Source organism: Pseudarthrobacter sp. C4D7 (genome assembly GCF_013359725.1).
In the GTDB taxonomy this organism is placed as follows: Bacteria; Actinomycetota; Actinomycetes; order Actinomycetales; family Micrococcaceae; genus Arthrobacter.
The window spans coordinates 83139-95191 of the sequence record NZ_JABFMW010000006.1 but is presented as its reverse complement, the minus strand read 5'-3'; the positions used below and the strand labels follow the sequence as shown (position 1 = coordinate 95191).

Genomic DNA, 12053 nt, shown 5'->3' with positions numbered 1-12053 from the left:
GGTGCACGTCGTTGCCACAGCCGGACACGTCGATTCCGGTAAAAGCACCCTGGTCCGTGCCCTCACCGGCATGGAACCGGACCGCTGGGAGGAAGAACGCCGCCGCGGCTTGACCATCGACCTTGGCTACGCCTGGACCACGTTGCCCTCCGGGCAGGATGTTGCGTTCGTCGACGTACCCGGCCACGAACGGTTCCTCGGAAACATGCTGGCCGGCATTGGGCCGGCGCCGGTGGTCTGCTTCGTGGTGGCCGCGGACGAGGGCTGGCAGGCCCAGTCCAGCGACCACCGGGACGCCGTCGCTGCGTTGGGCATCGACCACGGCGTCGTGGTGCTGAGCCGGGCAGACCGGGCCACAGGGCAGCAGGTTGCAGACGTGCTCTCGCGGACCCGCGCAGAGCTTGCCGGGACAGGGCTGCGGGATGCTCCCGCGGTGGTGGTGTCCGCCATCGACGGGACCGGGCTTCCGGAGTTACGGGCAACGCTCGACGACGTCCTAGCCCGGGTGCCTGCCCCGGTCACCACCGGGCGGGTCAGGTTGTGGGTGGACCGCTCGTTTACCATCACCGGTTCCGGAACCGTGGTGACCGGAACCCTGGCGGCAGGAACGCTGGCCCAGGGCGACCGGCTGGAACTGCTCGGGCACGCCGGCAGCCGGGCCGTGGTGGTCCGCGGCCTGCAGAGCCGTGACACGTCCTACCCTTCAGTGGAACCGGTCAGCCGCGTGGCATTGAACCTGCGCGACGTCGCCGCAGCGGACATCCGGCGCGGCGACGCGCTGGTCACACCGGACGCATGGCCCACCACCGCAGTGGCAGGCATTCAGCGCACCACCGGGGTGGCCTATACGGAGGTACCCGAGCAGCTCATGGTGCACGTCGGAACGGCGTCCGTGTCGGCCCGGTTGCGCCCTTTCGGACCCGACCATGCCCGTCTGGTCCTCGACAGGCACCTGCCTCTCGTCCTGGGGGACCGGCTGGTGCTGCGCGATCCAGGGAGCCGCTCGGTGCTCGGCGGTGCCCGTGTCCTCGACGCGGACCCGCCCGCGCTGCGGCGGCGCGGCGACGGCGCCCATTGGGCGGAGCGCCTCGCGGGAATGGATCCCGCCGGCGACGTCCTGGGAGAGGTGGCGGCCCGCAAGGCTGTCCAGGCGGATCACCTGCGCCGGCTCGGCCTGCTCTCCGGCAACGGCACGGCGGCCCCCGACGGCGTCAAGGTCATCGACGACTGGTGGGTGCACGCTCCCGTCCTTGAAGCCTGGCAGCATCAACTGCGCAGTGCAGTGCAGGTGCTGCAGGAGCGGGACGCCCTGGCCCCCGGAGTTTCCATGGGCGCGGCGCGCGACCTGCTGAAACTGCCCGACGCGAGGCTGCTGTCCCATGTGATCTCCGGAGCCGGGCTCGAACAGGACGGCGGGCACGTCCGGATGCCCGGCAGCGGGGGCAACCTCGGGCCCATCGAGCCGGCCATTGCGGTTCTGGAGGGCCGGCTCGGCGCAGACGCCTTCCGCGCCCCGGAAGCGGACGAGCTGGCTGCCCTTGGCCTGGGGGCCCGCGAGCTTGCTGCTGCTGAACGCGCCGCCCGCATCCTGCGGCTGCGCGACGGGGTGGTTTTGCTCCCTTCGGCCCCGGCACTGGCCATGCGCACCCTCGCCGGGCTGGACCAGCCGTTCACGACAAGCCAGGCTCGCCAGGCCCTCGGCACCACCCGCCGGGTTGCGGTTCCACTGCTGGAACACCTCGATTCGCGGGGCTGGACCAGCAGGCTGGACGCCGGTCACCGCACGGTGGTGCGCTGACCCGCCGTCGGCCGTGACAAGCAGTACTCCGCACCGGGACGCCTAGGCCGACCCGGCCGCCCGGACGTGCTGGAGGATGGTGTCCACGACGTGGGGGAGCGGCACAGTGGCGTCAATCGCGATGCCGCCCGGCGGGATCTCTTCTCGTGTTTCGTGCAGGTGTTCGATGAGCTGCCGTTCCTCCTGCCGTCCACCCCACTCATCCTTCGGGCGTCGGTTGAGGCGCCGGTCCAACGTGTGCAGGTCCACCTCAAGGACGAAGACGGCGTCGAAAACGTCGACAAATTCGGCAAGGTTCCTGGACCCGCCGCAGAAGAACGTCACCGCGTGCTGCCGGTCCGCGGCCAAGGCGCGCACGTCGGCAACCCGCCAGAGGTGGTGCCTGTGCGCCGCCACGCCGGTGACGCCCAGGACCGGTTCGCCAGTGCCCGGATCACCTTGGTAGGCGAGTTCACGGTCGCCGTTGATGGCGTGGTAGCCGCGGCGCCGCAACTCATGACAGACCGCGGTCTTGCCCGTACCGGAGCCACCTTCGATCAGGTAATTCCTCCTGCCCATGCCTGATGGTACCGGGGAGCGGGAGGAGGGGGTGGTTTGATGGGTCAGTGCTCCGTGTAAAACGCTTTGTGGTCTTCAGCCTGTTCGTGGCGTGTGCCAGCGCAGCCTTCTCTTTCTGGCTGTTGGGACAGCCCGGCGCCGGAACGCAGGTATCCGCCTATCTGCCGCCGCGCGCGGGCGTGAAGCTCCAGGCCGGGCCCGGAGGTATCGCCACCGCTGTGGACGTCACGCCGAGCCCGGACGCCCAATGGCTTGGCACGGCTGCCGCCCAAACCGGAATCCCGGCACGGGCATTGCGGGCCTACGTCGGCGCGGCCGCCGCTGCCAATGAATCCGCGCCCACCTGTGGAATCGGCTGGAACACGCTGGCCGCCGTCGGCTTCGTCGAGTCCGCCCACGGCACTTACGGCGGCGGCAGCCTGAGCGCCACCGGCCAGGCCAGCGGCCCCATCGTGGGGCCCAGCCTCAACGGGGCGGGATTCGCCGCCATCGCGGACACCGACGGCGGCGCACTGGACGGCGACGCCAGCTGGGACCACGCGGTGGGACCCATGCAGTTCATTCCTTCGACCTGGCGGATCGCCGGCAGGGACGGCAACGGGGACGGGACGGCGGACCCGTTCAACATCGATGATGCCGCGCTGGGCGCGGCAACCTACCTGTGCGGCCGGGGCCGGGACCTCAGCACGGCCCAGGGATGGACAGCGGCTATTTACGCCTACAACCAGTCCAGCGCCTACATCCGCCAGGTCAGTTCCCAGGCCACCGAGTACGCCGCGAAAACCGGCACGTCCCGTTAGCCCAAACACACAGGACGGCCTGGATCCGGCGCCAGGCCACGTCAGGCCGGCTGCCAGGTGACGGGGAGTTCCTTCAGCCCGTAAACGATGCTGCTGTCCATCCGCTCCAGTTCGGCGCCGGGAGCCACGGACAGTCCCGGCAGGCGGTTGAGCAGGGCTTCGAGCGCAATCCTGGCCTCCAGCCGGGCGAGCGGCGCGCCCAGGCAGAAGTGGATGCCGTGGCCGAACGCGAGGTGCCTGTTCGGGTTTCGGTCGACGTCGAACTCAGCGGCCCGCGGGAACTGCTGTTCGTCGCGGTTGGCGGAACCGATCCAGGCCACCACCGGTGAGCCGGCGGGCAGCAGCCGGTCACCCAGGGCCGTCTCCGCCACCGTCACCCGGTACATGGACTGGACCGGCGACCGGAAGCGGAGCACTTCTTCAAGTGCCTGCGGAACCAGGGCCGGATCGTCGCGGAGGCGGCCGAGGGCGCCGGGCACCTCGGCCAGGGACAGGACGGCATTGCCGATCAGGTTGGTGGTGGTCTCATTGCCGGCTACCAGGAGCAGGCTGCAGAAGCCGAGCAGTTCCGGAACTGTCAGCTTGTGGCCGTCGATTTCAGCGGCCAGCAGGGTGCTGATGAGGTCCGTGCCCGGCCGGCTCCTGCGCCGCTCGATCAGGGCGAGGAAGTACTCCACCATCTCTGACGTGGTGGCGTCCTGGTTGGCCCCGGCCGGCCCGGTACGGGTCTGGCTCACGATCACGTCGGACCAGTGCTTGAAGCGTTCACGGTCCTCCGCGGGGATGCCCATCAGCTCGGAGATCACGATCACCGGCAACGGGTAGGCCAGGTCCCTGATCAGGTCTGCGTTTCCGCCGGCGGCGATTCCGCCCAGGAGGTCCTCGGTGAGTCCGGTAATGCGGGGAGCCAGGGCGTCAACGGCTTTTGGCGTGAAAGCCTGCGTGACCAGGGAACGCAGCTGGCGGTGCCGTGGGGGATCGGTGGTGATCAGGCTGGACGCGAACAGCTGGCCGGTACCGGACGGATTATCACCACCCATGCGGGAGGAGAAAGTGGCGTGCTCGGACAACACCCGCTGCACGTCGCTGTACCGGAACACGTGCCAGCTTCCGGTCACGTCATCCCGGAAGACAGGAGCCGAGGTCCGCATGTGTTCATACTGCGGAAAGGGATCAAGCGGGTACTGGGTGAGATCCATGATGGCCTCCCTGCTCACATGGCGGCCTCGCGGGGATGAAGGGCGCCAAACCGTCAATTGACTGACCGTGGAACCTCGATCCTAGCCACTGCCTGTCCCCGCGTCACCACACCAGGCATCCATGGTCTTTCGCCGCGAAGACCGGTTGCGGCGGCTTGCGCGTCCCGCGGACCTTCGGCCAGTCCTGGGGCTAGGGTGAAGGGAAAGCCGTTTCCCAGCTTCCCTGGACACGGCAGCAACCTGGACCGCGAAGGGGCTATTTCATGGGTGACGGACTAACGACGGGCGCGCTGGAGTGCTTGTTTACCGGCACGGTCTGGGCGGAGGGACCACTGTGGGTCCCGTCGTCGCAGACGGTGCGTTGGAGCGATATCCCCAACGACCGCATCCTGGAGTTCCACCCGGACACAGGGGTGACGCAGGACTATGCAACCGGTGTGGAGTTCACCAACGGGCGCACCCTCGACGCGGACGGCAGCGTGGTGCAGTGCAGCCACGGCCGGCGCCGGGTGGAGCGCGACAGCGGCGGGACGGTCACCGGCCTGGTTGACTCCTTCCAGGGCCGCCGGCTGAATTCGCCCAACGATGTGGTGGTTGCCCGCGACGCCAGCATCTGGTTCACCGACCCGCCTTATGGCATCCTTCCGGGAACAACGGAAGGGCATGAGGGCGAACAGGAATACGGGGGCTGCAACGTGTTCCGCTTCGAGCCAGCCTCCGGAGCACTGACGCCGGTGGTGACGGACCTGGTGCACCCCAACGGGCTGGCTTTCTCGCCGGACGAATCAGTCCTCTACGTCGCGGATACGGCAGGCAGCGGCTACGGCGTTCCCCTGCGGATCGCCACCTACGCCGTGAGCAACGGCCACTGCGGCCCCAGGACCGGCACCCTTGAGCTGGAGGACGGCGCGGTGGCAGACGGGCTGCGGGTGGACGTCGAGGGACGGATCTGGACCTCGGCCGGCCCGTCCGTCCGGATCTACTCGCCGTCCTTTGAACTCCTGCACACCATCCAGGTGCCCGAGACCGTCTCCAACCTGTGTTTCGGCGGCCCCGACGGGCAGGACCTTTACCTGACCGCCACCACCAGCCTCTACCGGATCCGCACCACCACCACGGACGCGGCGGCACGCACCGTTTCCCCCACCCGCAACTGAACACGAGGACACACCATGCAGCACAGAACCCTGGGCCACAGCGGCGCCGTCGTCACCAGCTTCGCGCTGGGCACCATGACCTTCGGCGCGGAAGCGACCGAGGAGACTTCCCACGCCATCCTGGACAGCTACTTTGCTGCGGGCGGCAACTTCATCGATACCGCCGACGTCTACAGCTCCGGCGTCTCCGAAGGAATCATCGGGCGCTGGCTGGCCGCGCGGCCCGGCCTCCGGGATACTGCGGTGATCGCCACCAAGGGGCGCTTTCCCATGGGAACGGCACCGAACGACGTCGGAACCTCCCGCCGGCACCTGACCCGCGCCCTGGATGATTCCCTACGCCGCCTGGGCGTGGAACAGATTGATCTGTACCAGATGCACGCGTGGGACCCCATCACGCCGTTGGAGGAAACCCTCCGGTTCCTGGACGATGCGGTGACCCGCGGCAAAATTGCCTATTACGGGTTCTCCAACTTCCTGGGCTGGCAGCTGACGAAGGCCGTCCACGTGGCCCGCGGCCAGGGCTGGAACCTGCCCGTCAGCCTGCAGCCGCAGTACAGCCTCCTGGTCAGGGACATCGAGTTCGAGATCGTTCCGGCCGCGCTGGACGCCGGAATCGGCCTGCTGCCGTGGTCGCCCCTGGGCGGCGGATGGCTGTCCGGGAAGTACCGGCGCGATCAGAGCCCCTCCGGGGCCACCCGGCTGGGGGAGAATCCCAGCCGCGGCATGGAGGCCTGGAAGGCGCGCAATGACAATCCCCGCACGTGGACTGTGATTGATGCTGTGCAAGGCATCGCGGCCGACCACGGCGTGAGCCCGTCCCAGGTGGCCCTTGCCTGGCTGGTGGACCGCCCCGCCGTGACCTCGGTCATCCTGGGGGCCCGCTCCACGGAGCAGCTTGCCGACAACATGGCGGCCGCTGACCTGGTCCTCAGCGCGGACGAGGTCAACCGGCTCACCGAGGCGAGCCAGCCCGCGGCAGGTGTCTACCCCTATGGGCCGATGGCGCAGGAACAGCGCAGCCGCAAAATGGAGGGCGGACGCTAGTTCCCGGCGTGCAGGACGCTGCCGGGCGTCACTAGATGTGCTTCAAGACGTCCGGCAGTTCCTCCACGAACACGGTCTGCGGCGGCTCGAAGTAGATCACCAACACCTCCGTGCCCACCGGATAGTCACTGTGCTTGTCGTATGGATGGGCGTGGAACGCCATGGTGCCGCCGAGGTAGGGCAGCATGACTTCTCCGATGGTGCCCGGGCCGATGCGTCCGGTCACCCGGCCTATCTTCCCGGTCAGGCGCCGGTCTACATCCCTTCTCATGGGGTTGCTACGACCCGGAGGCGGTGGGTGGGTGCTTGGCGTCCTTGCCGTTCTTCAGCGCGGACCGGAGGGCCGGCAGGTAATCACCCGCCTGGGCCAGGATTCCGCCGAGCATCTTGTTGACGCCCTCGCCGCCGTTCAGGACGGTCATGTGGCCCACATGGGAGAACGGCTCGGCCGCTGCGGCAATGATGGCCGGCATGTTCTCGGCGAGCTGTTGGGAGATGACCGCGTCCTGGTTGGTGGCGAGTGCCTCGGCCCGGGCCTTGATGCCGTCCGCCTCGGCCAGGGCCTTGGCTTTGATCGCTGAGGCAGCAGCGTCGCCCTTTGCCCTGGTGGCGGCCGCCTCGGCCTCACCGGTGACTTTGGTGGCTCCGGCCGCGGCTGCCGCCGCCGTGGCGTTGGCCTGCGCCGTTACTTCGGTCCGGCGGGCGTTGGCCTGGGCCTCAAGCTCGGTGCGGCGGGCCAGGGCCTCGGCGGCGCTGATGTCTGCCGCCTTCTGGCCCTCGGCATCCGTGCGTTTGGCGTAGGCCTTGGCATCGGCAGGCTTGCGGATACTGGTCTGCAGCTTCTGCTCTTCCCGGTCCGCTTCAAGCTTGGCAACTTCGGTTTCCTGGACCACCACCTGCTGCCGCGCGGTGGCTTCTGCCAGCGGGCCGGCCTGGGCGGCATTGGCCCGGGCCCGCTCGGCGTTGGCCTGGGCCACCGATTGCCGGATGGCCGAGACGCTTTGCGCGTCGGCGATCAGTGCCGCCGCTTCCGCCTCCTTTTCCGCCGCCTCCCGGTTCCGGGTGGCCTCGGCGATCCTGGCTTCCATCTTCACCTGGGCGATATGCGGCTTTGCGATGTTCTGGATGTAACCGGTGGGGTCCTGCAGGTCCTTGATCTGCAGTGAGTCCACCACGAGGCCCAGCTTCTCCATCTCCACGCCGCTGGCGCTGCGCACCTGGGAAGCGAGTTTGTCCCGTTCGCGGATGATTTCCTCCACGGTCATGCTGCCGATAATGGACCGCAGGTGGCCCTCGAAGACGTTGTAAACCTGGCTTTCCATCTTTGGCTGCTGGCCCAGGAAACGGCGGGCGGCATTGGCAATGAAGGGCGGCGCATCACCGATCTTGTAAATGACAACGCCCTCCACGATCACCTGGATACCTTGCGAGGTCACGCAGGAAACCTTGAGCTCCGTCTCGTTCAGCGTCAGTGACAGTGGCCGCACCGTCTGGAGCCCGGGAAGGACCAGGGCGCCCTTGCCGGTGACAATCTTGAAGTCCATTCCTTCCCGCGTTTCCAGGGTTCCCCGGGTCAGTCCGGAAATGATCAGAGCCTCGTTTGGCTCCGCCACCTTCCACATCAGCTTCGTGGCCACCCACGCAAAGCCAATGGCAACGAGGACTCCCAGGATGATGGCGATCAGTGGAAAGAACGGTGCAAAGTCCGGCATGACCAGGTCCTTTCGGCGCCGCCGCGCGGCGTCACGGTACAACCCCAATAGATGCAGCCGCCCAACGACCCCATCGAAAGTGACGTCTATTCCGGCGCACCTGGCCGGCTGTTGTAGACAGTCTGGTTGGGCCCCGCCCAAGAGTCCATAGCCGGGCCGGTATTTGCCTGCGGCAACCTTGTGGGCGTCCGACGGCGGCCCGGGACTCGACCGGGCAGCGTCAGGGCAGGGACGGGCCGGGAGCCTCCAGTACGGTGACCTCCAGCGGCATCCTGTTTGCCTTGCGCAGGCGGCCGGCCAGGACGTTGCGCAAGCCGTGGGTGACCATCCGCCGCCGGGTCAGGAACCGGAACTCGGCGGCATTGGAGGTCACCAGGTCCACGATGGGCCGTGCCGCTTCATCCGGTTTCTGCCCCCACAGTCCCACCACCACCTGGAGCCCGGAAAGGCGCTTCTGGTAGCCCTCCTGCGACGTCACCCGCCCCAGGAGGGCGGTCTCCACCAGGCCCGGGTTCATGCCGTGCACCCGCACGCCGGTGCCTTTGGCCTCCAGCCGCAGGGTTTCCGTGAACTGGCGGACCCACCGTTTGCTTGATGCGTAGGCGTTCTGCAGGGCCACCGGACCGAGGTCGCCCTGGCCGTAAAGGTTCACCAGGTCACCGTGGCCCTGCTCCAGGAACACCGGCAACGCCACCCGGGAGCCGTGGAACGTGCCAAGGATGTTGGTGCGCACCACGTTCGTGAAGTCCTCGACCGGCGTCCACGCCGTGGGACCGTAAACCCCCGATGTTCCGGCGTTGTTGATCCAGATGTCCAGAGGTCCCAGGCCCAGGGCCTCGTCCCGGAGAGCCTCTACCTCTGCCAGGTTGGCCGTATCGCAGCGCCGGCCCGATGCCGCGATGCCCTCGGCGCGCAGGCGGCGGACGGCGGCCGCAACGCCGTCGTCCGACCTGGCGGCCAGCACCACCGTGGCGCCGTGGCGGCCCAGCGCGCCGGCCAGGGCAAACCCGAGCCCACGCGATGAGCCGGTCACCACGGCCACGCGGCCGTGAAGGATGTCCTGGTCGGGCGCCATCGGTCGGGTACGCATTCCATTGTCCTACGCCGCTGCACGCGCTACGGCAAGAGCGCCTGCCCTACTTCCCGTTGCCGCGTCCCGCTGCGCGCAGCGCTTCCGCGAGGTACGGAGCTGTGCGGCTGCTTTGGGAACGTGCGACGGCGTCCGGGCCGCCGGCGGCGACAATCCTGCCGCCGGCGTCGCCACCGGCGGGTCCAAGGTCGATCACCCAGTCGGCGGCGGCCACCACGTCCATGGCATGTTCCACCACGACCACGGTGTTCCCGGCGTCCACCAACCGGTTCAACTGCGCCATCAGGAGCTGGACATCGGCAGGGTGCAGGCCCGTGGTGGGCTCATCCAGCAGGTACAGGGTGTGCCCGCGCCGGGCCCGCTGCAGTTCAGTGGCCAGCTTGATCCGCTGCGCCTCGCCGCCCGAAAGTTCCGTGGCGGGCTGGCCCAGCCGGAGGTAGCCCAGGCCCACTTCCTGGAGGGTCTGCAGGGCCCGGGCCGCAGCGGGTACGTCTGCCAGGAAACCGGCGGCTGCGGTGACCGTCATGCCCAGGACGTCGGCGATGTTCATCCCCTGATACGTAACTTCCAGGGTGGCGGGGTTGTACCGCGTGCCGTTGCATTCCGGGCACGGACCGTAACTGCCGGGCAGGAACAACAGTTCCACGGCAACGAAGCCTTCGCCCTGGCAGGTCTCGCAGCGGCCACCGGCCACGTTGAAGGAGAAACGCCCGGCGCCGAACCCCCTGCTTTTGGCGGCGTCCGTGGCGGCGAATTCCTTGCGGACGGCATCGAACAGTCCCGTGTAGGTGGCCAGGTTGGAGCGGGGCGTGCGCCCGATCGGTTTCTGGTCCACTTTCACCAGGCGGTCGATCCGCTCCAGCCCGGACACGTTGCCCACTGTCAGCGGTCCGCCCTGGTCCTCGACGTCCTCCTCCTGCCCGTCAGGTGTGCCTGCCCCGGATTCGGCGCCCTTGTGCAGGGCGGCGCCGGCAACATCGGCCAGGACGCGGCTGACGAGCGTCGACTTTCCCGAGCCCGAGACGCCCGTGACCGCCGTCAGGACGCCGAGCGGAAAGGAAGCGTCCAGATCCTGGAGGTTGTGGCGGCTGACGCCACGCAACTCCAGCCACCCGGACGCCGTACGCCGGGTATCATCGCCGCGGCCGTCCGCCGCCGCTGCTTCGGACCGGCTTCCTCCACCGGGAAACAGGAAGGGCCGCGTCACGGATTCCGGCACGGCATCGAGGCCCTGCACCGGCCCGCTGTACAGCACCTCTCCGCCGTCCTCACCGGCGCGTGGCCCCACGTCCACAAGCCAGTCCGCCCGGCGGACCAGGTCCATGTTGTGTTCCACGACGAAGACCGAGTTGCCGGACGACTTGAGCTGGTCCAGGACGGCGAGGAGGGGCTCGGCATCCGCCGGGTGCAGCCCTGCCGATGGCTCATCCAGGACATAGATCACCCCGAAGAGCCCTGAGCGCAACTGGGTGGCGATCCGCAGCCGCTGCATCTCCCCGGGCGACAGCGTAGGGGTCGCCCGTCCCAGCGCCAGGTAGCCCAGGCCCAGGTCCAGCAGGACGGTAATGCGGTGGAGCAGGTCGCGGGTGATCGCCACAGCAACTTCGTTGGATTCCGATGACTGCTTCCGGGACGCTGTCCCTGCACTGGCCAGTGTGGTGGTGGGACGGATGATGTTCGCGAGATCGGTCATGGGCACTGCATTGAGCCCGGCGATGGTGTGCCCGGCGAAGGTCACCGCAAGGGCCTCGGGCCTGAGCCCGGTTCCGCCGCAACGCGGGCAGGGCCCTGTTTCCATGAAGCGCAGCACCTTGTCCCGCATGGCGGGGCTTTTGGAATCGAGCAGGGTGTGCATGACGTAGCTCTTGGCGCTCCAGAACCTTCCCTTGTAGGGCTTGGCCACGCGGTCCCGCTGGGGTGTCACTTCCACCACCGGCTGTTCTTCGGTGAACAGGATCCAGTCCCGCTGTTTCCGGGGCAACTGCCGCCAGGGGATGTCCACGTCGTAGCCCAGGTGGGTCAGGATGTCGCGCAGGTTCTTGCCCTGCCAGGCGCCGGGCCAGGCAGCGATCGCCCCGTCACGGATGCTGAGGGACGGGTCCGGAACGAGGGATGCTTCACTGACGGTGTGGGCCGTGCCCAGGCCATGGCATTCCGGGCAGGCGCCTGCTGCGGTGTTGGGGGAGAAAGCGTCCGAGTCCAGCGGCGCTGCGCCCTCCGGGTAGCTGCCGGCGCGGGAAAACAGCATGCGCAGGGAGTTGGACAGCGTGGTGACGGTGCCCACGGTGGACCTGGAGCTGGCAGTTCCCCGGCGCTGCTGGAGCGCGACGGCGGGCGGCAGCCCGGTGATCAGGTCCACCTTGGGGTTGTGGCCCTGCTGGATGAGGCGGCGGGCGTAGGGCGCCACCGATTCGAAGAACCGGCGCTGCGCTTCCGCGTAAATGGTGCCGAACGCAAGGGACGATTTACCCGAGCCGGAGACCCCGGTGAAGGCCACGATCGCATCCCGCGGCACGTCCACGCTGATGTTCCGCAGGTTGTTTTCGCGGGCGCCCCGCACGCGGACGAAGCCGTCCTGGGCGTGGTCAGCGGCGGATCCGGCTGCATCCAGCGTGGTCAATTCCTCTTCGTTCTGTTTGGCTTGCACCGGTTCGACTGTAGTCGGCATCGGCGAAGGGCCGGAACTTTCCCG

At 68.3% G+C, this 12053-nt stretch carries 10 protein-coding genes; 4 read left to right on the top strand and 6 right to left on the bottom strand.

Translation table 11 applies throughout. From position 1 onward, the window contains the following. The first annotated feature begins 1 nt into the window (after nucleotide 1). Nucleotides 2-1798 (top strand): selenocysteine-specific translation elongation factor, encoded by a 1797-nt coding sequence (selB, locus tag HNO81_RS06800; protein WP_175317381.1) that lies wholly within the window; start codon nucleotides 2-4, stop codon nucleotides 1796-1798. Nucleotides 1799-1840: 42 nt separating this feature from the next. Here selB and HNO81_RS06795 read toward each other — a convergent pair whose 3' ends face one another. After that, nucleotides 1841-2356: a nucleoside kinase gene (locus HNO81_RS06795; protein WP_175317380.1), complete on the bottom strand. Its 516-nt coding sequence runs from the start codon at nucleotides 2354-2356 to the stop codon at nucleotides 1841-1843. A 47-nt stretch (nucleotides 2357-2403) separates the two neighbouring features. On the opposite strand from HNO81_RS06795, the gene HNO81_RS06790 reads away from it, so the two are divergent. Further along, nucleotides 2404-3156: a lytic transglycosylase domain-containing protein gene (locus HNO81_RS06790; RefSeq protein ID WP_175317379.1), complete on the top strand. Its 753-nt coding sequence runs from the start codon at nucleotides 2404-2406 to the stop codon at nucleotides 3154-3156. 41 nt (nucleotides 3157-3197) lie between these two features. On the opposite strand, the gene HNO81_RS06785 is transcribed toward HNO81_RS06790, so the two are convergent. Then, complete coding sequence (locus HNO81_RS06785) at nucleotides 3198-4355, bottom strand: cytochrome P450 (RefSeq protein ID WP_175317378.1); 1158 nt, start codon at nucleotides 4353-4355, stop codon at nucleotides 3198-3200. A 263-nt stretch (nucleotides 4356-4618) separates the two neighbouring features. On the opposite strand from HNO81_RS06785, the gene HNO81_RS06780 reads away from it, so the two are divergent. Next, nucleotides 4619-5512 (top strand): SMP-30/gluconolactonase/LRE family protein, encoded by an 894-nt coding sequence (locus HNO81_RS06780; protein ID WP_175317377.1) that lies wholly within the window; start codon nucleotides 4619-4621, stop codon nucleotides 5510-5512. 15 nt (nucleotides 5513-5527) lie between these two features. Further along, nucleotides 5528-6559 carry an aldo/keto reductase gene (locus HNO81_RS06775; RefSeq protein ID WP_175317376.1) on the top strand — a complete coding sequence of 344 codons (1032 nt, stop codon included), beginning with the start codon at nucleotides 5528-5530 and terminating at the stop codon, nucleotides 6557-6559. 31 nt (nucleotides 6560-6590) lie between these two features. On the opposite strand, the gene HNO81_RS06770 is transcribed toward HNO81_RS06775, so the two are convergent. From HNO81_RS06770 to HNO81_RS06755, 4 genes are all read right to left on the bottom strand, one after another. Further along, nucleotides 6591-6830 (bottom strand): hypothetical protein, encoded by a 240-nt coding sequence (locus HNO81_RS06770; RefSeq protein ID WP_175317375.1) that lies wholly within the window; start codon nucleotides 6828-6830, stop codon nucleotides 6591-6593. Nucleotides 6831-6837: 7 nt separating this feature from the next. Beyond that, nucleotides 6838-8271, bottom strand: coding sequence for a flotillin family protein (locus tag HNO81_RS06765; RefSeq protein ID WP_175317374.1), 1434 nt, complete (start codon nucleotides 8269-8271; stop codon nucleotides 6838-6840). A 220-nt stretch (nucleotides 8272-8491) separates the two neighbouring features. Next, nucleotides 8492-9361, bottom strand: a complete 870-nt coding sequence (locus tag HNO81_RS06760) for an SDR family oxidoreductase (protein WP_175317373.1) — start codon at nucleotides 9359-9361, stop codon at nucleotides 8492-8494. 46 nt (nucleotides 9362-9407) lie between these two features. Continuing rightward, nucleotides 9408-11981: an excinuclease ABC subunit UvrA gene (locus tag HNO81_RS06755; RefSeq protein WP_254703349.1), complete on the bottom strand. Its 2574-nt coding sequence runs from the start codon at nucleotides 11979-11981 to the stop codon at nucleotides 9408-9410. Nucleotides 11982-12053 lie beyond the last annotated feature (72 nt).